Source organism: Dietzia sp. oral taxon 368 (genome assembly GCF_002999155.1).
Lineage (GTDB): Bacteria > Actinomycetota > Actinomycetes > Mycobacteriales > Mycobacteriaceae > Dietzia > Dietzia cinnamea.
Map to the genome: position 1 here is coordinate 1,080,280 of NZ_CP027238.1, position 23,521 is coordinate 1,103,800.

Consider the following 23,521-nt stretch of genomic DNA (forward strand, 5'->3'; position numbering starts at 1 on the left):
CAATTAATCGCGTCTAACTGCGCGAACTCGGCAATAAGCGTGAACCGGTAAAGTGCGCGACCCGGCGAGAAGAGCCACCGTTGTCATAGCGCAGGCCCTGTCCGTCGTGTCCATTCTTCTCACCCGCGTCCGGACGTGGGACGAACGCGTCGATCTCATCTTGGAAGAACGGCAGGTAGAGGCACAACATCACTCCGCCATAGATCGACAATTCAAGAAACAGGTTGAATCCATCGGTGACAAATACAACGAGTCCCAGATGGAAACAGAGGCCGCTGATCAGCGCGATCCAGCGAGTGCGCGCACACCACAACCCGGCCGCCAGGAAAGCCTCTATCACGATGGAGGCAAGTGATACCGCCATGAGGAATGTCGGTGCTGGATCGACGCCGATAAGAGTCCGCCACACACCATGCTGGACCATGGACGCATACAATTCCGAACCCGACAGGTAGGTCTCGTTGATCTTCGTGAAAGCGGCAAACGCATAGACGATGGCGAGTTGGATTCTCAACAACTGGGGAACATTGACACCCAGGACAAAGATCGCACAGATAACACTTATCAAGTAGGTGTGATGATTGTAGAAACCCAGTGCAGTGATGAACACGAGGAAACCGATCAGCATCGCCATCGCGGCTCGGCGGACTCCTCTCCCGAGGATGAATAAGACTGCAGCGACCACCATGACCGCGCCCAACGGAAGTGCGACTGCGGCGTGATCCGCGAGGCCGATCCCGTCGTCTGTGGAGATCGACCCCCTCGCCGTCAACTGGAGAGCCTTGACCGCGGCGAGCACGCCGAAGGCAATGCGGAAGACGGTCAACACGTGTAGACCCTCTCGTGTCTCAGCAAGCCATCCTCAACCCCGGATCGAGCAACCGACATCAGGTCGGGATTCTGTTCGCACAGCATCCGGGGCACATCGTCGCTGTAGGCGATGGCCCGGGTGATCCGCGGCAGATCGTCGAGGCTGAGGTCCCGCTCCGAGCCGTCGGTGGCCGACCCGGTGTACCCACCGGGGTCGACGGCGCTGAACATCTGCCAACTGAAGGGCAATTCGACTGTGGGCATCGATCCCTCGCCGGACCATCGCGCCGCCAGAAGCAGCGCGGGCACCGTGATCTGGCTGACCACGAACACCGCCAAGAGCAGCTTCGTCAGCCTGGCTGCAACGGAGAACCGGGGTTCCGCACCTGGCGACGCGCTCACCAGCTGATGCGCTCCGGGCGGGCGTCGGCGAGGATCTCCTCGCGATCGTCGGCCAGCAGGAAGCCCTCCTCGATGAGCCGGTCGGTGGCCTCGGCGTAGGCCCGCAGGTACTCGTCGCGATCCGACCACCGCTGCCGCAACTGCTCGTCGGGAACCACCTCCGTGCGACCGAGCAACATGCAGAAGGGCGCGGACTGCGGATAGGGCGCACCGACCAACTTCTCGACCGGCGCCTCCACGGCCGGGGTCCTCACGCCACCGCGGCCGATGCCCAGGTCGCCGGGGACCACCTCGTCGTCGTCATACTCCACCGGCGGGGCGACCGGCGGGCGCGCTCCCCCGCCGATCCACGTGATGAGGTGGCGCAGCGCGGCCCGGCACACGAACACCTGCTGGCCACTGTTGATCGCGCCGCCGCAGTCGATCATCCCCGCGAGCTCGCCCAGCTGGTAGGCGTCGGCGTGGGCCTGGCCGGCGATCTCCCAGGTGACGATCTTCTCGGAGTCGGGCTGGCGCGCGCGGGCCGAGTCGAGCAGGCCACCGAGGTCGCCCTCGGCCTGCACCACCAGGACGGGCGTGTCGAGGTCGTCGCGCAGGAGCAGGGTCTGCGAGGAGACGGCGGCGGCGATGCCGGCCGCCCGACCGCGGTCGTCGAACGGCAGGGCCCCACCGCCGCGACTGTGCAGCAGGAACCCGTCGAACACGCCGGCAAGCGGGTGGACGCCGTCGATGTAGGAGGTCAGCGCGATGGCCGACTGCGACTCCCCGATCGCGATCACCGTCTCCGGTGCGAGCCCGGCCAGCGGTCCGGCGTCGAGCGGGGCGCCGCCGTCGCGTGACGCGCCCGCCGCGCGGCAATACCTGCCGATCTGCGTGACGATGTCGTAGGCGTACGCGTCGCCGGGGTGGTGCAGGTCGCCGTAGCGGTCCCTGCGCTGCGCCCGCAGGCCACCGGTCTGGCCGCCCATGCCCACGGCGGCGTCGCCACCCTCGACGGCGATGAACTGCGCGGACACCCCGACCCACGCGTGCCCGGCGCGCACGATCTCCTCGGCGAGGTAGGTGTACTCGGGCGCGGCGTCCTGGCCACCGCTGACGTTGAGCCACTCCACCAGCACCACGCCGCTGAACCGCTCGGCGGGCGGGCGTCGGACCAGCACCCGGGTGCAGTAGGGCTGGGAGTCGGCCTCGGCGAGCGTGACCCGGCCGTCGGTGGGCAGCTCGCCGACCGAGTACGACACCGCCTCACCGGACGCTGCCCACTCGGACTCCGTGAACCCCGCCGCGGCGAGGTCGGGGCCCGTGCGGGCGGCCATGGGCGGCACGGGCCGGCCCTCGGTGAGTTCGGTGAACGTCGGGGTCGCGACTGGCTGCATGGCCCCGATTGTCCCCCGGCGCGAGGCGGGGCCGGGCCCCTATCCGGACTTACGGGTCAGAGATCGTCGGCGGCGGACCCAGGATCTCGATGTCGTGTCTGGCGGCCGCCTCCTGCAGCGCGACGGGATCGACGGGCGAGCGCTCCGGGAGCACCCTCTCCCGGGCACGCTCGCCCGCCTCCGCGGTGAACTCCTCGAAACCCGCCGGGACGGTAATCTGGAGGGTCCGCAGCGGCTCCTCCCCCAGCACCACGAAGGTGTGCGCCGACCCCACGGGCAGGAACACCGTGTCGCCGGCGCGGGCCTCGAAGACCTCGCCGTCGCACCGGAACCGGGCCGCGCCCGACGGGACGTAAAAGCACTCGTCCTCCCTGAGATGGCGGTGGACCGGCGGCGAGAATCCCGGCGGGTTGAGGAAGTCGAGCACGGTGAGACGACCACCCGTCTGGCTCCCGGCGACCTTGACCGTGACCAGACTCCCCAGGAACCAGTAGGCGGTCCCCTCCTCGGAGCGCAGAACCGTCCCCGTGACCAGAGGTTTCGCGACCATGACCGCACCTTTCGCCGTGCAGACCGGTGGGGTACCTGCAAGTATTCTCCGGCGACAGCGCATGTCAAGAGTCGATGCGGCTCCCCCTCGCCCGGCGTGAGGCACGCGGCGTGCGCTACTCCCCGTCCGGACCGGGCGCATCATCCGCCGCAGTGGACGGGGTCGACTCATCGGTCGGCGAAGGCGTCGTCGTGACGACACTGGTCGGCGGGGACGTCGGCGTGGCGACACTGGTCTGTCGCGAACTCGTCGCCGGCGCCGCGGCGTCCTCGATCGGGGCCCGGGTCCGCGAACTGGTCCGGGTGGGCGACGCATGGGGCAGAGCCGGGGTCGTAGCCGCCGACATCCGCGCGGGGGTCGGTGTGAGCGTGGGAGCCGGAGGGCTCGGCCGCTCGGAAGGCGCACAGCTGCTCAGGTGCTTCTGCGCCATCCACGTCGGCGCGCCCTTGGCGACCGCTTCGGCCGGGCAGGTCCCCAGGCGGATCGACACGTCCGCGACCCTGCGCCACCTGCCGTCCGAGAACGCCACCCAGTACCGATCACCCGACACGGCGCTGGCCATGACGGCCCAGCCCGCCTGGCAGTCGATGATCCGCGCACCGCTGTTCGGGAACAGCAGGTCGGCGTTGATCACCGCGGAATCGCACTCCGGCCCCGTCACCTCCAGCACCCCGGCGCCCTCGGGACCGGAGGGCCGCGGGACGATCCAGGACATCCGGGGAGAAGCCACTCCCGGCAGCCGAGGGCGAGACCTCGACGGCCGGTGTCTCCGACCCGGACCCACTGCTGCGGACCAGGGCGACCACGCCCACCCCGACCACGAGCACGGCGAGGGCGGCCGCCAGAACAGTGATCAGCGTCCTGGAAGCCGTGAGTTCGGGGCGACCGGTCATCGCGCCTCTCCTGCACGGTCGGAACCACACCCGTTTGTGAGGTCATTTTTATGCTACGGGGCGCGTCAAGTGGGCGATCGGTCGCCGATACCCGCCCCGCGGTCGGCGGTTATCGGAGAGGATCGTGCCCATGACGGACTCCACTCGCACCCTGGCCGGAAAGACCCTGCTGATGTCGGGCGGCAGCCGCGGCATCGGCCTGGCCATCGCCCTGCGCGCCGCCCGCGACGGTGCGAACATCGCGATGCTCGCCAAGACCGACACTCCCCACCCGAAGCTCGAGGGCACCGTGCACACCGCCGCGGCCCAGATCGAGGAGGCGGGAGGGAAGGCCCTGGCCGTGGTGGGCGACGTCCGGAACGAGGACTCGGTGCAGGAGGCCGTCGACAGGACGGTCGAGGCGTTCGGCGGGATCGACATCGTGGTCAACAACGCCAGCGCGATCGACCTGTCACCGACCCCTGACCTGGCCATGAAGAAGTACGACCTCATGCAGGACATCAACTGCCGCGGCTCGTTCCTGCTGTCCAAGACGGCGCTGCCGCACCTGGAGGCCTCGGACGCCGCCCACATCCTCACGCTGTCCCCGCCGCTCAATCTCAATCCCAAGTGGGCGGGCAGCTTCCTCGGCTACACGATCGCCAAGTACGGCATGAGCCTGGTGACGTTGGGCCTGGCCGAGGAGCTCAAGGGACGCGGGATCGCGGCCAACAGCCTGTGGCCGCGCACCACCATCGCCACCGCCGCCGTGGCCAACCTGCTCGGCGGCGAGGAGATGGTCGCGCGCAGCCGCACGCCGGAGATCATGGCCGACGCCGCGCACGCGGTCCTCACGCGCGACCCCCGCGAGTGTACGGGCAACTTCTTCATCGACGACGACGTCCTCACCGAGGAGGGCGTCACCGACTTCTCCGTCTACGGCGGCCCCCTCGAGGAGCTGGAGCTCGACATCTTCCTCGACGCCTGACCTGGGAGACGGTCGCGTAAGCGCGGCTGCGGCGCTATCCGGGCTTCACCCGGTCACGCGCTGCATATCCGGAAGTGTCAGAGTCGGAAGCCGGGCGGCAGCGGGATAGGAGTCGCATCGCCGGTCCCTGCGAACGGGTTCCACACGTAGACCGTCGAGTTGTACGTGGCGGCGGCGTTCGGCTGCCCGGGCGCCGGCTCCTGCTGGATGCGGAGTTCGACGTGAAAGTTGCTGTGCTGACCGAGCAGGACGCGCGGAGTGTTGCCAGGCTGGGTGGCGACGCGCTCACCGCGATGGAACAGCACGACTCTGGTGGGCGACGACCCGGTCCCCCCGGCCGTCTCGAGGAAGAGGAAGCCCAGGTCGCCGCACAGATTGGCATGTGCGCCAACGTCCCAGCCGACGCCGGGGAACGGGCCAGGCGTTTCAGACGCGATCCGCTGGACGTCTACGGAACAGTCCGGTGGAGGCGGGGTCAGTGAATCGGTATTGAGCGCCACCGCCGCGGGTGCCATGGCAACAGCGACGCCCGCGGCGGCAACAGCCGCGGTGACGGTTCTGGTGATCGCGTCCATGGAAATCTCCTACCGTGTCGACGCTGTTTCTGTGACGTCGTTCACATGTTAGAGACGGGCCACAATCGGGTCAACGATTCCAACCTGGCAGGCCCGAGCCGCCGCTACTTCGCGTCGGCGAGCGCGTAGGCCGCGCCCGACGCCGCCGCCGTCACCGTGAGCACCGCCGGCCACGAGCCCATCTTCTTGGCCAGCGGGTGCGACGCGCCGAACGCCGCCACGTACAGCGCCGACAGGCCCACCGTGGTGGGCACGTCGGTCTTGGCCGCCCACGAGCGACCGGCCCAGACGCCGGCCGCCGCCAGCACGACCCCACCGAGCGGACGGATCCCCGTCTCACGGGCGGTCAACCACCCGCCGAGCAGCCCGGTGGCCACGACGGCGGCGGTGGAGACGGACTCATGACTCTTCACATCGATCATCGGCATGACCCGATCCTATGGCCGAAGGCCCACGTGGGCGGGACGGGCGTTCCTCGTCGTCGTCGCCGTATCTCTCGGTACGGTGAGCCCAACGCCGCCCGCACGCGCCCCCGGCGGCGACGCCCCGCCCGCCCCACAGGAGGCCCCGTGACCAGTCAGGACACCGCCACGCACGTGCTCGATGAGGTGGTGGCGCTGGAGCCGCTCGGCGAGAACCTCTACCGCGGCCGCACGCACGAGGCGTACGCCAACATGGTCGGCCCGTTCGGCGGCACCACGGCGGCGACGATGCTGGCCGCGGTCCTGCAGCACCCCGAGCGGCACGGCGACCCGCTCGCGCTGACCCTCAACTACGCCGGGCCCGTCGCCGACGGCGAGTTCCTCATCGAGGCGCGCCCCGCCCGCACCAACCGCTCCAACCAGCACTGGTGGATCGAGATGCGCCAGGGCGACGACGTGGTCACCACCGCCACGGCCATCACCGGGCTGCGGCGGGAGACGTGGTCGGAGACCGAGGCCGCCGCGCCCGCCGTACCCGCTCCGGAGGAGCTGCCCTCCGCCGGCGCCGACCGCGGCGTGAAGTGGGTGGAGAACTACGACATGCGGTTCGTCGAGGGGGGATGGGAGGCCGTCGCGGCGGGCGAGGAGAGCCCGGGGTCGACGACGACGATGTGGATCCGCGACGCCCCGGCCCGCGGTCTCGACCATCTCGCGCTGACGGCCATGTGCGATTCGTTCTTCCCGCGCGCATTCCTGCGGCTCGGTCGGCCGGTCCCCGCGGGCACGGTGACGCTGACGATCCACTTCCTGGCCACCGCCGACGAGATCGCCGCCCAGGGCACCGACTTCCTGCTGGGCAGCGTGCACTCGCACCGCTTCCACGGCAACTACCACGACGAGGCCGCGCGCCTGTGGGGTCGCGACGGGACGCTGCTGGCGACGGGCACGCAGCTTATGTATTTCAAAGGCTGAGTACTTCAGGAGCTCAGTACTTCAAGAGTTAGGACGGCCCATGTCGGCGACCCGAAACCATTCCACCCACGAGGTCCTCAACCAGGCTCCGCCGCGGGTCGACGTGGACGAGTTCGCCCTCAACCCGGCGCTGCAGGACGCGGTGGCGACCTTCTCCCCGCACGCGCGGATCGAGGGGTTCCACGAGATCGGCCGCCACGTCGGCACCGCGCAGTACCAACACGACGCCGAGCTCGCCAACACCCGCCCGCCCGTGCACCACTCGCACGACCGGTGGGGCAACCGCGTCGACGAGATCGAGTTCCACCCCGCCTACCACCGCATCATGGAGTACTCGGTGGCCCACGGACTGCACACCTCGGCGTGGGCCGACCCCGGGCAGGGCGCGAACGTCGAGCGGGCCGCCGGGTTCATGCTGGTCTCGCAGGTCGAGGCCGGGCACGGGTGCCCGCTGTCCATGACCCACGCCGTGGTTCCGTCGTTGCGCCTGAGCCCGGAGCTGGCCGCCGAATGGGAGCCCGCGCTGCTCTCCCGCGTCTACGACCCGGAGCTGCGCGACCCCGCCACCAAGTCGGGCGTGCTGTTCGGGATGGCGATGACCGAGAAGCAGGGCGGCTCGGACGTCCGCGCCAACACCACGACCGCCGAACCCGTCACCGCCGGCGGCTCCGTGGGCGCGGGCGACTCGGGCTGCCATGTCCTGCGGGGCCACAAGTGGTTCTGCTCGGCGCCGCAGTCGGACGCGTTCCTCGTGCTGGCGCAGGCTCCGGAGGGGCTGAGCTGCTTCCTCGTCCCGCGCGTGCTGCCGGGCGGCGAGCGCAACCCGTTCCTCGTGCAGCGGCTCAAGGACAAGCTCGGCAACAAGTCCAACGCCTCCTCCGAGGTGGAGTTCGACGGGACGCTCGGCTGGATGGTCGGCGAGCCCGGTCGCGGCGTGCGCACGATCATCGAGATGGTCGGCCGCACCCGGCTGGACTGTGTGCTCGGCGCCGCGGCGGGAATGCGGCAGGGCGTGGCCGAGGCCGCGTGGCACGCCCGGCACCGGGCGGCGTTCGGCGCGACACTCGTCGACCAGCCCGCGATGGCGGCCGTCCTGGCCGACCTGCAGCTCGAGTCCGAGGCCGCGACGTGGACGGCCTTGAGGTTGGCGTCGGCGTACGACGACGAGGAATTCGCCCCCTACCGTCGGCTGGCCACCGCGGTGGCGAAGTACTGGGTCTGCAAGCGCGGGCCGAACCACGCCTACGAGTCGCTGGAGTGCCTGGGCGGCAACGGCTATACCGAGGCGTTCCCACTCGCACGCCGCTACCGGGAGCAGCCGGTGCTGGCGGTGTGGGAGGGCTCGGGCAACGTCATCGCCCTGGACGTGCTGCGGGCGATGGCCCGGGAACCGGAGTCAGTGGCGGCGTTCGACGCCGAACTGTCCGCGCAGCTGGGCGCCCACGATCTCTACGACCGGCACGTCGAGCGGGTGCGCGGCCTCGTGAGCCGGGCCGCCGCCGACCCGGGCGCGGCGCCCGGGATCGCCCGACGGCTGGTCGAGTCGATGGCGCTGGCCCAGCAGGCCGCCGTGCTGCTCGCCCACGCCCCCGCCCCGGTCGCGGAGGCGTTCTGCCTGGCCCGCCTCGGCGACGACCGCTCGGCCGAGTACGGCGCCCTGCCCGACGGTGTGGACATCCGCGCACTGGTCGAGAGGGCCTGACCCGGCGCGCGGCAGAGAAACGACACCGCCGGTTTCGGAAATCGCGTGACAGCACGTGAGCCGTGTCACACACTGGGGGCATCCCCACAACGAGGTGCTGTATGTCAATTTCCGGTGAGCCGCGCGAGAAGGTCTTCCGTCCCGGGCCCGCGCCGCTGCGCTCCCACCTGCCGGTGCTGGGCAAGACGCTGGAATATGTGCACGACCCACTGTCCGCGATGGCCCGTCGCTATCGCGACCACGGCCCGGTCTCCGATCTCAACCTCCTCGGCCGGACCAGGACCGCGCTCATCGGCCCCGACGCGTGCCAGGCCGCTCTGCAGAACGGCGACAAGGCGTTCGCCAGCGGCCCGGGCTGGGGATACCTGGTGGGGCCGTTCTTCAATCGCGGGCTGATGCTGCTCGACTTCGAGGAGCACAAGCACTACCGGCAGATCATGCAGGAGGCGTTCACCCGCCCCCGGCTCGAGGGCTACACGCGGACGCTCGCGCCGCTCGTCGACGCGGGAATCGCGTCCTGGTCGCCGGACCGGGCGTTCCGGATCTACCCCGCACTCAAGTCGCACACGCTCGACCTGGCGACCGACGTGTTCATGGGCGGCGCCGAGTACGCCGTTCCCGGCGAGATCGACCGTGTGAACACGGCTTTCGTCGACTGCGTGCAGGCGGCCAACGGGTACGTCCGGTCGACGGCCCCGGTGCCGTTCACCAAGTGGGGCCGCGCCACCCGCGGCCGCCGGCTGCTGGAGGAGTTCCTCCGCCGCCATCTTCCGGCCCGCCGCGCGAATCCGGGAGAGGACCTGTTCTCCGCGCTGTGTCAGGTGGCGGACGCCTCCGGCGGGATCGACGACGACGACATCATCAACCAGATGATCTTCCTGCTGATGGCCGCGCATGACACCACGACCAGCACGGTGACGTCCATGGTCTACGAGCTCGGCCGCGACGTGGAATGGCAGGAGCGGCTGCGTCGGCAGTGCCTGGCGCTGGGCCCGAACCCGAGCCTGGCCGAGCTGGAGGAGCTGCCTGACCTCGCGCTGGTGATGAAGGAGACGTTGCGTCTGCACCCGCCGGTTCCGGTGCTGGCCCGCAAGACGGTCAAGGACACCGAGATCCTGGGGGTGGAGATCCCGACCGGCCGGCTCATCTCGGTGATGCCGCTGTACTCGCACCACATGCCCGAGTACTGGACGGATCCGGAGATCTTCGACCCGGAGCGGTTCTCCGAGGAGCGGCGGGAGGACAAGTCGCACCGCTTCGCGTGGGAGCCCTTCGGCGGAGGTGTGCACAAGTGCCTCGGCATGATCTTCGCCAACCTCGAGTCGAAGCTCGTGCTGAGCGCGCTGCTGCGCCACTTCGAGTGGTCGGTGCCGCTGGACTACTCCCCGCCCATGAAGAACGACTCGCTGCCCTACCCCGGCGACGGGCTGCCCGTGTCGCTGCGCCCGCTCTCGCGCGTCCACGCCTGACCCGCCGCCGCCCACCCGCCCGCACCTGCTCCGGGTGCGGGCGCGGGCATATGCGCAGCTAGAGTCGCCCGCGCCGGCGCCACCTATCCGATTCCGCGGCGCCTACCGGATCCGCTAGGTGGCGCAGATCGCGATAGGCGGCGTGGGGATCTGGTAGGTGGCGAGAGATCCGATAGGTGAGCTGAGCGCCGGGCGGGCGGCCGGCAGCCCCGCTGTCCGACGAGAAGACGGTTCCGCCCGCGTCGGCCGAGTGGGCGCGTGCGGAACCGTCTTTTCGATGGGCGAACCGCCGCCCGGCGGCCATGCCCGGCGGACTCGGGCGGCGGGGCGGAGGACCCGGGCGGTGGGGCGGCGGGGCGGCGGTCAGTTCTCGAGGGCGTTGATCACCTCGAGCTCGCCCTCCGAATGCGAGGCGCGGATGCGCTTCTTGTCCAGCTTGCCGACCGAGGTCTTGGGGATCTCGTCGACAAAGGCGAAGCGCTCCGGCACCTGCCACTTGGCCATCCGCTGTGCCAGGTGCGCGCGGAGCTCCTCGACGTCCGGATCGGGGATGCCCTCCTTGACGACGATCGCGGCCAGCGGGCGCTCGTCCCACTTGGGATCCGGCACACCGACAACGGCCGCCTCGGCCACGGCCGGGTGCTCGAGCAGGTAGTTCTCCACCTCGACCGAGGAGATCCACTCGCCGCCGGACTTGATGATGTCCTTGGCGCGGTCGGTCAGCTGGAGGAAGCCCTCGGGCCGCACGTAACCCACGTCGCCGGTGCGCAGCCAGCCGTCATCGAACGAGTCCGAGTTGTCGACCTTGTAGTAGCTTCCGGTGATCCACGGGCCGCGGACCTGCAGCTCGCCCACAGACTCGCCGTCCCACGGCAACTCGTTGCCGGCGTCGTCGACGATCCGCGCCTTGACGCCCGCGAGGAAACGACCCTGGGTGGTCCGCAGCTGGAACTGCTTCTCCTCCGGCAGCTCCGCCTTGGGCCGCGACAGCGTGCCGATGGGCGAGGTCTCGGTCATCCCCCAGGCGTGGATGATGTTGATCCCGTAGCGCTCCTTGAACTTACGGATCAACTCCGGCGGGCAGGAGCTGCCGCCCACCACCACGGCGCGGAAGCTCGACATGTCCACGGGGTGGTCCACGCTGTAGGCATCCAAGGCCATCCAGATGGTCGGCACGGCGGCGGCCAGCGTGGGACGCTCGGAGGCGATCATCGCGGCGAGCGGCTCGGGCTGCAGGAACCGCTCCGGCATGAGCAGCGAGGCGCCCACCATGAACGCGGCGTACGGCAGGCCCCACGACATGGCGTGGAACATCGGGACGATCGCCAGGACGTTGTCATCCACCGAGATGTCCATGCCGTCGGACATGCACACCTGCATCGAGTGCAGGTAGATCGAGCGGTGCGAGTAGACGACGCCCTTCGGGTCGCCGGTCGTGCCCGAGGTGTAGGCCATCGCGGCGGCTGAGTTCTCGTCGACCTCCGGCCACTCGAACTCCGTGGGCTGCGCGGCCAGGAGCGCCTCGTAGTCGTGCACCTGCACGCCCTCGGGAGCCTCCAGGCTCGCGGCGCCACCACCGGTCACGATCACGTGCTCGACCGTCGAGAAGCGGGGCAGGAGCGGCTGCAGCAGCGGGATCAGGCTCGGGTCGACGATGACGACCTTGTCCTCGGCGTGGTTGGCCACGAACTCGAGCTGGTCCGGGAAAAGCCGGATGTTGAGCGGGTGCAGCACCGCGCCCATCGACGGGATGGCCAGGTAGGCCTCCAGGTGCTCGGAGTTGTTCCACTGGAAGGTGGCGACCCGCTGGTCACCGTCGATCCCCAGCGACCGCAGGGCGTGGGCCAGCTGCGCAGCGCGCTTGCCGAGATCGCCGAACGAGAGCTTGCGCGGCCCCTCCGCGGTCCAGGTGGTGACCACGGCATCGGCGTGGACGGTCGAACCGAACTGCAGGATCGTGCTGATGTTCAGCTGCTCCGGCATCATCGTGCTGCGCATGGGCGGGACTCCTTACTCGCGGGGCGTGCGTGACCTGAGGGGACGCGTGGGTATGCCGTAGATCACTCTGAAGGTCGAGACTACTCCCGACCCCTTCCGACCTATCCGCTCAGGGGGGAATCGCCCGCTTCGGCGTCGAGGGCGTCGAACACCTCCTGGACCGTCTTCATCGCCGACAGGGCGGCGGGCGCCCCGCAGTACCCCGAGGCGTGGATGACGGCCTCGGTGATCTCCTCCCGCGTCAGCCCGTTGGTCAGGCCCCCGCGGACGTGGCCGGCCAGCTCGGCGTTCGCGCGCAGCGCCACCAGCATGCCGATGTTGAGCAGACTCCTGTCCCGCCGACCCAGGCCCGGCCGGTCCCAGATGTTGCCCCACACGTTCTCGGTGACCACGTACTGGATGGCCTCCGACGCCGTCCCGGCCGCCCGGTCCATCGCCCGGTCGACGAAGGCGTCCCCCATCACCTCCCGCCTGGTCGCGAATCCCTGCTCGCGCAGGTCCCGGGCCGCTGGCCCGTTGTCGGCGGAACTCGTCGTCGTCATCTGCTGGTCCTTCCACTGGGCGTCATCCGTCAGTGCCTCGTGAGGCACCGACCATCCTCCCCTGTCCCGTCTCCGCCGAAAGCGCCACGCCCGCCCCGCCGGCGGAGCACTCTGGGGACAGGTATCCGGCTCGGGAAGGCGGCCCGCCATGCACTCTCGGACAACCCGACGGATCGCACGCGCGGTCCTCGCGCTCGGACTCGCGCCCGTCCTGGCGCTGTCGGCCTGCTCGACCGAGCCCGGAGGGGCCGAGGAGGACGCGACGGCCACCTCGTCGTCGTCGCCACCGGGTTCCGCACCGGGATGCGGCCCGTCGCCACCGCGTCGTACTCGGTCTCCACCGCGCACCCGCTGTCGACCCGGGCGGCGTGCGAGGTCCTCGCCGACGGCGGTACCGCCGCCGACGCCCTGGTCACCGCCCAGGCCGTCCTCGGGCTGGTCGAGCCGCAGTCCTCCGGCCTTGGCGGCGGCGGATTCCTCGTGCACTACGACGCCGAGTCCGGGCAGGTCGAAACGTACGACGGCCGGGAGACCGCGCCCGCCGCCGCCACCGTCGACTACCTCCGGCACATCTCGCCCGACGACACCGCCGCACCGCAGCCCGACGCGCGGCGCAGCGGGCGGTCCATCGGCGTGCCCGGCATCCTCCGCCTGCTCGAGACGGCCCACGCCGACCACGGCGAGCGCGAGTGGCGCGACCTGTTCGACCCCGCGGTGCTGCTGGCCGACGACGGCTTCGAGATCAGCCCACGCCTGGCCGAATCCATCGCCGCCTCCGCCGCGGACCTGGCCCGCGACCCCGACGCCGCCGGGTACTTCCTCGACGGCGACACCGGGAAACCCGCCGGGACGCGCCTCACCAACCCCGCCTACGCCAAGACCCTGTCCGCCGTGGCCACCGAGGGCGCCGACGCGTTCTACACCGGCGCGATCGCCGAGGCGATCGTCGACCAGGTCAGCACCGAGCGCGAGGGCATCACCCCCGGCGCCATGACCCTCGACGACCTGGCCGGCTACGAGGCCGTCACGCGCGACCCCGTGTGCAGCCCGTACCGCGACCACGCCGTGTGCGGCATGGCGCCGCCGTCCTCGGGGGGCACCGCCGTCGCCTCGACCCTGGCCATGCTCGCCGAGTCCGACCTCGCCGCGTACCCGCCGACCGACGTCGGACCCGACGGCGGCCTGCCCGCCCCCGAGGCCGTGCACCTGGTCACCGAGGCCGAGCGGCTCGCCTACGCCGACCGCGACGTCTACATCGCCGACCCGCGCTTCGTGCCGCCGCCGCTGGGCTCCGCGATGACCCTGCTGCGCCCCGGCTACCTCGCCGGACGCGCCGGCCTCATCGACACCGAACGGTCCATGGGCGAGGCCGAGCCCGGCGACTTCCCCTTCGACGCCCGCGGCGTGTTCACCGGCCCCGAGCACGGGACCACGCACATCAGCATCGTCGACGCGCAGGGCAACGCCGCCGCGCTCACCACGACCATCGAGTCCGCGTTCGGCTCCTTCCAGATGGTCGAGGGGTTCCTGCTCAACAACCAGCTCACCGACTTCGCCGCCGAGCCGCGCGACGAGGCCGGGGAACTACAGGCCAACCGCGTCCAGCCCGGGAAGCGGCCGCGCTCGTCCATGGCCCCCACGCTGGTGTTCGACGGCACGCCGCTCGCGCGCGGCGAGCTGCGCGCGGTGGTCGGCTCGCCCGGCGGGTCCCGGATCATCCAGTTCGTCGTCAAGACGCTCGTCGGGATGCTCGACTGGGACCTCGACCCGCAGCAGGCCGTGAGCTCGCCATCGTTCGGGGCGATCAACTCGCCCGAGACCGCGATCGGTGGCGAGCACCCGGCGGTGACCGATGACTCCGAGCTGACCCGGTGGCTCACCGAGCGCGGCCACGAGGTCTCCACCGAGGAGCAGTCGTCGGGCCTCTCGTCGATCCTGCGTCAGTCCGACGGCACGCTGATCGGCGGCGCCGACCCGCGGCGCGAGGGGGTCGTGCTGGGCGGGTGACGCGGCGCCGTCGGCCCGGGCGCTCGGCGGCGGGGCGCTGGTCGGCGCGGCGGCGGCTTCTGCCCGCCGCGCCTGCTCGGCTACCCTCGAGAGGTCCGGCCACCTGCGCCGGGCGCCCCGCGGCAACTCGGCGGAAGTCGGTGTGAATCCGGCGCTGTCCCGCAACTGTGATCCCGTCCCCGGACGGGCGAGCCAGGTCGGCCGGTGCCGCGGTAGCCGTACGTACTGACCTCGGACGAAGGACGGTCGCGTGCAGCGGCCCCACCGCCGCGGCCCGAGCTGTTTTCGTCCTCCGAGCCGCGGAGGATGCCATGCCCCACCCACGAGCCCGTTCCCTGCTGATCGCGCCGCTGGCCGCCCTGGCGCTCGTCGCCACCGCGTGCAGCGGCTCCGACGGCGAGGACCCCGCCCCCGCCGATCAGACCGGCGCGGCGGCCGACGAGCCGCAGGCCATCGTCTCCCTGAGCCCCACGACCACCGAGATGCTCTACGCCGTCGGCGCCGGCGACCAGGTAGTGGCGGTGGACGAGCGGTCCGACTTCCCCGAGGAAGCGCCGGTCACCGACCTGTCCGGCTACACGCCCAACCTCGAGGCGATCCTGGGCTACGGCCCCGACCTGGTCGTGCTCACCGACGACAACGCCGACATCGTGGCCGGGCTCGAGCGCTCGGGCGTCGAGGTGCTCCAGCTGCCGGCCGCCCAGACCCTCGACGAGACGTACACCCAGCTCGAGCAGGTCGGCGCGGCCACCGGCAACATCGGCGAGGCCGCCGAGCTGGTGTCGGAGATGCAGACCGAGATCGACGGGATCGTCGCCTCGGTGCCCGAGCGCGAGACGCCGCTGACGTACTTCCACGAACTGGACGACACCTACTACACCGTCACCGACGCCACCTACGTCGGCGAGGTCTACTCCATGCTCGGCCTGACCTCCATCGCCACCGGCGACGACACCTACCCGCAGCTGTCCGAGGAACTCATCCTCGAGGCCGACCCGGACCTCATCTTCCTGGCCGACGGTCAGTGCTGCGGCGTGACCCCGGAGACCGTGGCGCAGCGTCCCGGCTGGGACGGGCTCACCGCCGTGCGCGAGGACCGCGTCCACGTGGTGGACGAGGACCTGGCCAGCCGCTGGGGCCCGCGCATCGTGGACTTCATGCGTGAGGTCGCCGCGATCGTCGCGCAGATCCCCGCCGACCAGCCCGCGACCCAGCCCACCCCGTGACCCGCCCGTCGCCCCGCCACGCCCTCGTGCTGGGCGGGGCGACGCTGCTCTTCGGCGCGGCGATGCTGCTGGGCACCCTCATCGGCCCGGCCGGACTCACCGCCGGCGGGGTGCTGCTCGACCTGCTCGACCGCCTGCCGCTCATCGCGGTGGACTCCGGCCTCACCGAGCGCCAGCAGGTGATCCTGTGGGAGATCCGCATCCCACGCGTGGTGCTGGGCGCGATCGTCGGCGCGATGCTCGCGATCGCCGGGGCCACCTACCAGGGCGTATTCCGCAACCCGCTCGCCGACCCGTACCTGCTGGGGGTGTCCAGCGGGGCGGGGCTGGGCGCCACCCTGGCGATCGTCGCGGGCGGCGCGATGGGCTCGGCGATGGTGCCGCCCGCCGCGTTCGCCGGCGGCATGATCGCAGTGCTGGCCACCTACACGCTGGGCCGCAGTGTCGGCGGCGGACGCAGCGAGGTCGTCATCATCCTCGCCGGCGTCGCGGTGGCCGCGTTCGCGAGCGCCATCCAGACCTTCTTCATGCAGCGTCACGACGACACGCTGCGGCAGGTGTACTCGTGGATGCTCGGTCGCCTCACCACGAGCGGCTGGGCCGACGTGCGGACGGTCCTGCCGTACGTGCTGATCTCGGTGGCGGTGATCGCCCTGTTCCGGCGCATGCTCGACGTGATGGCGGTCGGCGACGTCGAGGCCGCCACGCTGGGCATCGCCCCCGCGCGCGTGCGCCTCATCCTCATCAGCGTCGCGACCCTCGGCACGGCGGCGGTCGTCTCCGTCTCGGGCCTCATCGGGTTCGTCGGCATCGTCATCCCGCACGCCGTGCGCATGCTCATCGGCCCCGGCCACCGGCTGCTGCTGCCCACGTCCCTGCTGGCCGGGGCGACGTTCCTCATCCTCGCCGACGTCGTGGCCCGCACCGCCATGAGCCCGGCCGAGCTGCCGATCGGCGTGGTCACCGCCGCGATCGGCGCCCCGTTCTTCCTCGTGGTCCTGCGCCGCAGTCGGGGGCAGATATGAGCCCGGCCGACCCCGCGCGCCGGGCCCCCTCGAGCCCGGCCGCACCACGCCGCCCCGCCCTGTCCTGCCGGGACCTCCACGTGGCCCGCGACCGCACGCCGGTCCTGCACGGCATCGACCTCTCGGTACCCGCCGGGTCCTGGGTGTCGCTGGTCGGCCCCAACGGCTCTGGCAAGACCACCCTGCTGTTCGCGCTCGCGGGCCTCATCCCCGCGTCGGGGCGAATCGAGGTCGACGGGTTCGCGCCGCGCCGCGCGGGTCGCCGCCGCGTCGCGCGGACGGTGGCGATGATGCCGCAACGCCCAGTGGTGCCGGAGGGCGTCACCGCGCGCGAGCTCATCCGCCTCGGCCGCACGCCGCACATCGCGCGCTTCGGGACGGAGTCGGCCCGCGACCACGAGATCGTCGAGAGCGTCATCGACCGCCTGGACCTGCACGATCTCGCCGCCCGCACCGCGACCACCCTGTCCGGCGGCGAGCTCCAGCGGGTGGTGCTCGGTCGCTCGCTGGCGCAGGAGCCGCGGGTGCTGCTGCTCGACGAGCCCACCAGCGCCCTGGACATCGGTCACCAGCAGCAGGTGTTGGACCTGGTCGACTCGATGCGCCGCGAAAGCGGGCTGACGGTGGTCGCGGCCATGCACGACCTCACTTCGGCCGCGCACTACGGCGAGCGGTTGGTGCTGCTCGACGGCGGGCGCGTCGTGGCTGACGGTCGGCCGGAGGAGGTGCTCACCGCCGAGCGGGTGGCGCAGGTGTACGGCGCGCGCGTCGAGGTCCTGGAGCGTCCCGACGGCCCGGCGGTGCTGCCCCTGCGCGGCGCGGGAGCGGGGCCCGGCGAGGAGGGCGCGCCCGGGCGCCGGACGCCCGGGGAGTGCGCGCCGTGATGGAGGTCGTGCTGCTGGGTACGGGCGCGGCCGACGGCTGGCCCAACCCGTTCTGCCGGTGCGTGTCGTGCGGTGAGGCACGCCGGCTCGGCGTGGTGCGTGGCCAGACCTGCGCGCTTGTCGACGACGAGCTGCTGATCGACTGCGGCCCGGAGGCCCCCGGCGCGGCGGTGCGGCTCGGGCGCACCCTGGCGTCGGTCAGACATCTGCTCATCACCCACGCCCATGCCGACCATCTCGGTCCGCAGGCGTTGCTCTACCGCTCCTGGGTCCCGGGGGCGGGCGGGCTCGAGCTGATCGGTCCCGCCGACGCGCTCGAGGTGTGCCGCCCGTGGGTCGGCCCGGACGACCCGGTGCGGTTCGTCCCGGTCGCGGCTGGGGACCGGCTCACCGTGGGCCGCTACGACGTCCGGGTGCTGCCGGCCCGGCACCGGGTCTTCCGCGACGGCGACGCCGTGCTCTACGACCTCACCGGACCCGACGGCGCGCGGCTGCTGTGGGCCACCGACACCGGTCCGTGGGACGAGGACTGGTTCGCCGCGGTCCGGGACGCCCGCTTCGACGCGGTCTTCCTGGAGGAGACCCTCGGCGACCGCGAGGAGCTCTCCCCCGCACACCTGGGCCTTCCCCGATTCGCCGACATGCTCGCCCGACTCCGCGAGGTGGGCGCGGTGATCGACTCGACCGAGGTGGTGGCCGTGCACCTGGGTCACCACAATCCGCCACCCGACGTCCTCGACGCGCGGTTACGCGAGCTCGGCGCCCGGGCCGGGGTCGACGGCGAGGTGGTCAGCTGCGTCCGCCGCCACCCAGCTCCCGGGGACCGCGAACCGCGCTAGCGGCGCCCGTCGCCCCGCAGCAGGTTGCCCGCGCCGCTCTCCAGGACATCGAACGCCTCGTCCAGGTAGGCCGCGCGGCTCTTCAGCGCCTCCTGTTCGCCGTTGCCGTGCAGCTGGTCGCTGCCGATCTGCTCGGCGTCGTCGGGCGCCTGACCGCCGCGCGGGCGGTGGCGCAGCACCGACGCACCGACGGCCAGGCTCAAGTCCACCAGCACGCGGACCCGGAAGTCGCTGAGCTGCGGCTCCCGGCGGCTGATCGCCTCGTACAACGGGTCGAGGATCTGCTCGGCGATGCACGACCGGGCGTCGCTGGAGAGCATGAGACCGATCTGTTCCCCGGCGACGAGCAGGTTGTCGGCGGCCTCGATATCGTCCGACGAGCGCCCGTAGAGCTCCCGGAACATCGTGCGGAAGATGTCCACGGGGGTGAGGTCCGCGTCCGCCCGGTCCACCTGCCGCACGAACTCGGCGATCTGCTCGCTCAGGAAGTGCACGAACGCGTCCTCGCGGTGGGCGAAGTAGTTGTGGAACGTCCGGGTGGAGACCCCCGCCCGCCCGGCGATCGCCGACACGGTCGCGCCCTCCACCCCCTCGGCGACCAGGAGTTCCACGGCGGCCGCCGAGAGACGGGTGCGGGTGTCGGCCTTCTTCCGCTCGCGCAGGCTAGTGGGCATCTCCGTTAGTTCGTCGGGGGTCATGCTGCGCGGAGGGTGCCGTCGTTGTTGAGGCGGTCGAGGTGGCGGTTGAGGTCGTCGCGGGTGTACTTCCAGCCGAACGGTTCGGCGCTTCGGTTGTAGCGATCCTGGAACGCGAGGATGCGTGCGGCGAGATCGTCGAGGTCTGCGAAGTCGCCGGTGGCGATGGCTTTGCGCTGCAGGATCGAGAAGTAGATTTCGACCTGGTTGAGCCACGAGGCGTGCACCGGAAGGTGCACCAGGACCGCGTTGGGAAACGCATGACGCATCCGGTCTTTCGAGGCCTGACCTGCGTGGGATGAGCCGTTGTCGACGACCCAGAACACTCGCTTCGCGGATGCGTATGGCTCTTGGGTCATCACCTGCTCGACCAGTTCGGTGAACGGGGCGATCCCTGTCTTGGGTGCGGTCATCCCCATCACGCGGGCCTGGTGGACGTCGTAGGCGGCGAAGTAGGCCAACGTCCCACCGCGGCGGTACTCGAACTCCACGCGCCGCGGCTGACCGGGCCTGGCGGGAGTCTCGGCGTGACGGCGTTTGAGGGCTTGGAGCTGTGATTTTTCGTCCGCACTGATGACGTACTCATCGTCGCCGAGAGCAACGCCGTTCCAGCGCCGGTGGTACAGGTCCAGCACCCGGGCGGCCTTGACGGCGAAGTCGGGGTCGCGGGGAAAAATCCACGACCGGTGCTGCCACGGCTTGATCGCATCTGCGGCCAGCCAGCGCCCGATCGTCGCCGACGCCACGGGGCGCACCAGCCCTGTGGCCACGGCGTGGGCTCTCAACTCGGCGGCCGACCATCTGGTCAGTGGCAGACCGTGGTCAGCCGGGCGCGTACACGCCAACGCTTTGACCTGGGCGACCTCGACGGGGGTGAACACTCGCGGTCGTCCCGAGCGGGGCCGATCTTTGAGACCCTCCAGGCGCTCGGTGCAGAACCGATGCCGCCACTGGCGCACCGTGTCTTCGCACACCCCGACCTCGCGGGCGATCGCAGCGTTGGCATCACCGGCAGCGGCCGCCAGGACGATCCGGGCTCGCAGTACATCGCGGTGCGCACAACGAGCAGCGTGCGCGCGGCGGGTCAGCACGTCGCGTTCTTTGCCGGACAGGATGACGATAACGGCGCTGGTGGGAGGCATGTTCATTTCTGACGCACCCAGCGGCGCCCGCCAAGCCGCCACGCCGGAACAAGCCGAAAGTCGAGGGCGAGAAACGGCGGCGGCGATGATGGAGACCATGGCCAAGATCCCCGACTCGACACAGACCTCACTGCGACAGAAACTCCTGGCCCGCGCTGCCGAACGGTGGCCCCAGATCCAGGCCCTGCACACCCGCTACCGGGCCGGATTCGCCTACATCGATGCCACCTTGACCGACGGGGACGAAGTCAAGCTCTGCCGACTGCGCTACGCCGGATCAGCCAGCCAGTGGGGTTTTGCGATCTACCGCGCCAGCCACGACGACTACCAGCAAGCCGCCCTGCCAAACGGATGGCCCTCAGGCACTCCCGCAGAAGCCCTCGACACCGCCTGCGGCCTCTATCTCGGCGACCCCACCGCCTGGATCACCGACCCCCGACGAACTAACGGAGATGCCCACTAGCCATCGGCCCGCGTCCCGACGCCACCCCCACCGTCAGCGCCGCTGTCGAGCTCGTGCCTACCGGCGCCCGGGGACTGGGCGGCAACGGTCTCGGCGGAATGCCGGCCCTCTGCCAACGCGTCGGGATCGACCACCTCGTCGTCGTCACCGATTCCGGCCCGGTCCCTGGCCCCGCGGGGACCGTCCGCACCGACGTCCTCCAACGCGGACCCCTCGACGTCCACGGGCGGCAGGATCCGGTCGAGCCAGCGCGGGATCTTCCACGCGCGCTCGCCGAGCAGGAACATCACCGCGGGGATGATCGTCATGCGGACGACGAAGGCGTCGAACAGCACGGCCACGGCCAGCGCGAAGCCCATCACCTTGATGAACTGCTCGTCGATCGTCATGAACGCGGCGAAGACGCTGGTCATGATGAGCGCGGCCGCGGTGACGACGCGGGCGCCGTGCTTGAACCCGTTGGCCACGGCGTTCTGCGCGGTCTTGCCGTGGACCCAGCCCTCGCGCATGCGGGTGACGAGGAAGACCTGGTAGTCCATCGCCAGACCGAACACGATGCCGATGAGGATGATCGGCAGGAAGCTGATGATCGGCTGCGGATCGGAGATGATGCCGCCCCAGCCCTCCTGCCAGAGCGCGACGGTGAGGCCGAAGGTGGCGGCCACCGACAGGCCGAAGCCCAGCGCCGCGATGAGCGGCACCCAGATGGAGCGGAACACCAGCATTAGCAGGATGAACGCGAGCGCCAGGACGATGCCGATGTACGGCAGGAGCACCTCGGACAGACGCTCGGAGATGTCCTCGTAGATCGGGGTGACGCCGGTGACGGAGTAGGTGCCGCCGGTCTGCTCCTCGAACTCGCCGATGCCCGCGCGGATGTTGTCCAGCACCGTCGCGGCCTGCTCGTCGGTCGCCCCGTACTCGGGCGTGATGAGCACCTGCGCGGCGTCGCCGGCCTCGTTGGACTCGACGATCTGCGCGTTACGGACGCCGTCCACCGCCTGGATGTCCTCGACCGCGGTGGCCCACGCGGCCGGACGCTCCTCCGCCGGGACCTCGAGGGTGTCGACGAGGGCGATCATCGGGGCGTTGCGACCCGGGCCGAACGCCTCGGCCGTGAGGTCGTAGGCGGTGCGGTTGGGCGTGCCGGGCGACATCGTGCCGTCGGACGGCATGGCGAGCCGCAGCTGCGCGGCCGGGATCGCGAGCAGGCCCAGGAGCACCACGCCGACGACCGCGTGCAGGATCGGGTGCTTGCGGACGCGGCGGACCCAGGTCAGGCCCATCGTCGGCTTCTCGTCCTCCGGGTCCGGCGCCTTGACCACCGGGACGCGGGCGCCGAAGACCTTGGTGCCGACGGCGCCGAGGACGGCCGGCAGCAGGGTGATCGCGACGAAGACGGCGACCGCGACGGTCGCGGCGGCGGACAGCGCCATCGCCGTGAGGAACGGGATGTTGATGATCGACAGCGCGGCGAGCGCGATGAGCACGGTCAGGCCGGCGAACACCACGGCGGAGCCTGCCTTGCCCACCGCGAGCCCGGCGAGGTGGGCGCGCTCGCGGAACGGGATGGTCTTGAGTTGCTGCGCCAGCTCCCTGGGCTCGAGATCGTTGCCGCCGATGTGCTTGACGAGCTCGGTGCGGAAACGGGAGACGATGAACAGGGCGTAGTCGATGCCCACGGCGAGGCCGATCATCGACGCCAGGGTCGGCGTGAAGTTGCTGATCGTGTCCGTGAAGGAGGTGGCGGCGAAGATGCCGGCGATGCCGATGCCCACACCCACCACGCCGACGAGCAGGGGCAGGCCCGCCGCGATGAGCGAGCCGAACGTGATGGTGAGGATGACGGCGGCCACGGCGATACCGATGATCTCGCCGGTCGCGCTGATCTCGGAGGTCTGGAACGCGTTACCCGAGTAGGCGATCGTCAGGCCGTCCTGATGCTCCGCGACGAGGTCGGCGAAGGCCTCGCGGTCCTCGGCCTCGACGTTCATCGTGGTCTCGGCGTCGAACTGCACCTGGAGCGTGCCGGTCGTCCCGTCCTCGCTCAGCGGGCTGAGCGCGGCGAGGTCGGCGTCGATCTTCTCCTGCGGGATGCCCTGCGCGGCCTTGGCCTCGGTCATCTGCTGACGCATGCCCTCAGCGGCCATCACCGGGCTGACGATCGCCTCGGTACCCGTGAGGAAGTCGAGCTCGCGCACCTCCGCGAGGAAGGCGTCGACGTCGTCCGCCACGGCCGGGTCGGTGAGGGTGCTGCCCTCGGGCGCCCGGATGACGACGGTGCCCGTCGGCGCGTCGAGCTGGCTGGGCGAGCCGGGGAACCGCTCCTGGATCTCCTCCTGCGTCTCGATCGACTCGAGGCCGGGGATCTCGAAGCTGCTCGTGGTCTGCTGCGACAGGGTGGCGGCGGCCGTGCCCATGCCCGCGATGATGAGCAACCACGCGACGATGAACCTCCACCTGTGCAGGTAGGCCGATCGGCCGATCCGGTAGAGAAATGACGCCATGCGCTTGGCTCCTCGGGGCGTGGGTGCGACTCGCGAACCCCCGCAGTTTTGCACG

General features: G+C 70.8%; 22 protein-coding genes and 1 riboswitch. Of the genes, 10 read left to right on the top strand and 12 right to left on the bottom strand.

The annotated features are described in order from the left end of the window. Positions 1-13: 13 nt before the first annotated feature. The 5 genes from C3V38_RS05185 to C3V38_RS05205 form a co-directional block, all read right to left on the bottom strand. On the bottom strand, positions 14-829 hold the full coding sequence (locus C3V38_RS05185) for an HTTM domain-containing protein (protein WP_007633069.1): 816 nt from the start codon (positions 827-829) through the stop codon (positions 14-16). After that, on the bottom strand, positions 823-1,212 hold the full coding sequence (locus tag C3V38_RS05190; protein ID WP_007633075.1) for a hypothetical protein: 390 nt from the start codon (positions 1,210-1,212) through the stop codon (positions 823-825). Before C3V38_RS05190 ends, C3V38_RS05185 begins: the two co-directional genes overlap by 7 nt. Continuing rightward, on the bottom strand, positions 1,209-2,588 hold the full coding sequence (locus C3V38_RS05195; RefSeq protein ID WP_106385209.1) for an alpha/beta hydrolase domain-containing protein: 1,380 nt from the start codon (positions 2,586-2,588) through the stop codon (positions 1,209-1,211). Before C3V38_RS05195 ends, C3V38_RS05190 begins: the two co-directional genes overlap by 4 nt. Positions 2,589-2,637: 49 nt before the next feature. Beyond that, positions 2,638-3,138, bottom strand: a complete 501-nt coding sequence (locus C3V38_RS05200; RefSeq protein WP_070722875.1) for a cupin domain-containing protein — start codon at positions 3,136-3,138, stop codon at positions 2,638-2,640. A 115-nt stretch (positions 3,139-3,253) separates the two neighbouring features. Then, positions 3,254-3,853 carry a hypothetical protein gene (locus tag C3V38_RS05205; protein WP_106385210.1) on the bottom strand — a complete coding sequence of 200 codons (600 nt, stop codon included), beginning with the start codon at positions 3,851-3,853 and terminating at the stop codon, positions 3,254-3,256. Between the two features lie 308 nt (positions 3,854-4,161). Here C3V38_RS05205 and C3V38_RS05210 point away from each other — a divergent pair, with 308 nt between their 5' ends. Continuing rightward, positions 4,162-4,998, top strand: a complete 837-nt coding sequence (locus C3V38_RS05210; RefSeq protein ID WP_061229798.1) for an NAD(P)-dependent oxidoreductase — start codon at positions 4,162-4,164, stop codon at positions 4,996-4,998. 77 nt (positions 4,999-5,075) lie between these two features. On the opposite strand, the gene C3V38_RS05215 is transcribed toward C3V38_RS05210, so the two are convergent. Beyond that, positions 5,076-5,573 carry a hypothetical protein gene (locus C3V38_RS05215; RefSeq protein ID WP_070722880.1) on the bottom strand — a complete coding sequence of 166 codons (498 nt, stop codon included), beginning with the start codon at positions 5,571-5,573 and terminating at the stop codon, positions 5,076-5,078. 104 nt (positions 5,574-5,677) lie between these two features. After that, positions 5,678-6,001, bottom strand: a complete 324-nt coding sequence (locus C3V38_RS05220) for a hypothetical protein (protein ID WP_070722882.1) — start codon at positions 5,999-6,001, stop codon at positions 5,678-5,680. Between the two features lie 141 nt (positions 6,002-6,142). On the opposite strand from C3V38_RS05220, the gene C3V38_RS05225 reads away from it, so the two are divergent. From C3V38_RS05225 to C3V38_RS05235, 3 genes are all read left to right on the top strand, one after another. Beyond that, positions 6,143-6,967 carry an acyl-CoA thioesterase II gene (locus tag C3V38_RS05225; protein ID WP_061229799.1) on the top strand — a complete coding sequence of 275 codons (825 nt, stop codon included), beginning with the start codon at positions 6,143-6,145 and terminating at the stop codon, positions 6,965-6,967. Between the two features lie 40 nt (positions 6,968-7,007). After that, the gene (locus C3V38_RS05230; RefSeq protein WP_106385211.1) at positions 7,008-8,669 is read left to right on the top strand and encodes an acyl-CoA dehydrogenase family protein; all 1,662 of its coding nucleotides are present in this window, start codon (positions 7,008-7,010) and stop codon (positions 8,667-8,669) included. 101 nt (positions 8,670-8,770) lie between these two features. Continuing rightward, on the top strand, positions 8,771-10,138 hold the full coding sequence (locus tag C3V38_RS05235) for a cytochrome P450 (protein ID WP_106385212.1): 1,368 nt from the start codon (positions 8,771-8,773) through the stop codon (positions 10,136-10,138). A 363-nt stretch (positions 10,139-10,501) separates the two neighbouring features. On the opposite strand, the gene C3V38_RS05240 is transcribed toward C3V38_RS05235, so the two are convergent. Both C3V38_RS05240 and C3V38_RS05245 read right to left on the bottom strand, forming a co-directional pair. After that, on the bottom strand, positions 10,502-12,136 hold the full coding sequence (locus C3V38_RS05240; protein WP_061917269.1) for a long-chain fatty acid--CoA ligase: 1,635 nt from the start codon (positions 12,134-12,136) through the stop codon (positions 10,502-10,504). A 101-nt stretch (positions 12,137-12,237) separates the two neighbouring features. After that, positions 12,238-12,678: a carboxymuconolactone decarboxylase family protein gene (locus tag C3V38_RS05245; protein ID WP_061917282.1), complete on the bottom strand. Its 441-nt coding sequence runs from the start codon at positions 12,676-12,678 to the stop codon at positions 12,238-12,240. A gap of 303 nt (positions 12,679-12,981) precedes the next feature. Here C3V38_RS05245 and ggt point away from each other — a divergent pair, with 303 nt between their 5' ends. From ggt to C3V38_RS05270, 5 genes are all read left to right on the top strand, one after another. Continuing rightward, the gene (gene ggt, locus C3V38_RS05250) at positions 12,982-14,685 is read left to right on the top strand and encodes a gamma-glutamyltransferase (RefSeq protein WP_106385213.1); all 1,704 of its coding nucleotides are present in this window, start codon (positions 12,982-12,984) and stop codon (positions 14,683-14,685) included. A gap of 136 nt (positions 14,686-14,821) precedes the next feature. Further along, positions 14,822-14,882, top strand: a riboswitch (cobalamin riboswitch). Positions 14,883-14,996: 114 nt separating this feature from the next. Beyond that, positions 14,997-15,911: an ABC transporter substrate-binding protein gene (locus tag C3V38_RS05255; RefSeq protein ID WP_070722759.1), complete on the top strand. Its 915-nt coding sequence runs from the start codon at positions 14,997-14,999 to the stop codon at positions 15,909-15,911. Then, a complete protein-coding gene (locus C3V38_RS05260; RefSeq protein ID WP_106385214.1) occupies positions 15,908-16,936 on the top strand; it encodes an iron ABC transporter permease in 1,029 nt (342 codons plus the stop codon). The genes C3V38_RS05255 and C3V38_RS05260 overlap by 4 nt, the downstream gene beginning before the upstream one ends. Next, positions 16,933-17,820: an ABC transporter ATP-binding protein gene (locus tag C3V38_RS05265; RefSeq protein WP_254426083.1), complete on the top strand. Its 888-nt coding sequence runs from the start codon at positions 16,933-16,935 to the stop codon at positions 17,818-17,820. The genes C3V38_RS05260 and C3V38_RS05265 overlap by 4 nt, the downstream gene beginning before the upstream one ends. After that, on the top strand, positions 17,820-18,659 hold the full coding sequence (locus C3V38_RS05270) for an MBL fold metallo-hydrolase (RefSeq protein WP_106386369.1): 840 nt from the start codon (positions 17,820-17,822) through the stop codon (positions 18,657-18,659). Before C3V38_RS05265 ends, C3V38_RS05270 begins: the two co-directional genes overlap by 1 nt. Here the strand turns inward: C3V38_RS05270 and C3V38_RS05275 are convergent. Together C3V38_RS05275 and C3V38_RS05280 are read right to left on the bottom strand one after the other, a co-directional pair. Further along, the gene (locus tag C3V38_RS05275; RefSeq protein WP_254426084.1) at positions 18,656-19,333 is read right to left on the bottom strand and encodes a TetR/AcrR family transcriptional regulator; all 678 of its coding nucleotides are present in this window, start codon (positions 19,331-19,333) and stop codon (positions 18,656-18,658) included. The two genes, C3V38_RS05270 and C3V38_RS05275, sit on opposite strands and share 4 nt — an antisense overlap. A 20-nt stretch (positions 19,334-19,353) precedes the next feature. Then, the gene (locus C3V38_RS05280; protein ID WP_061917901.1) at positions 19,354-20,496 is read right to left on the bottom strand and encodes an IS630 family transposase; all 1,143 of its coding nucleotides are present in this window, start codon (positions 20,494-20,496) and stop codon (positions 19,354-19,356) included. Here C3V38_RS05280 and C3V38_RS05285 point away from each other — a divergent pair. Continuing rightward, entirely contained in the window at positions 20,495-20,959 is a 465-nt protein-coding gene (locus C3V38_RS05285) for a hypothetical protein (RefSeq protein ID WP_254425955.1), read from the top strand. The two genes, C3V38_RS05280 and C3V38_RS05285, sit on opposite strands and share 2 nt — an antisense overlap. Here C3V38_RS05285 and C3V38_RS05290 read toward each other — a convergent pair. Further along, positions 20,956-23,466, bottom strand: coding sequence for an MMPL family transporter (locus tag C3V38_RS05290; RefSeq protein WP_106385216.1), 2,511 nt, complete (start codon positions 23,464-23,466; stop codon positions 20,956-20,958). The genes C3V38_RS05285 and C3V38_RS05290 overlap by 4 nt on opposite strands. Positions 23,467-23,521: the final 55 nt, after the last annotated feature.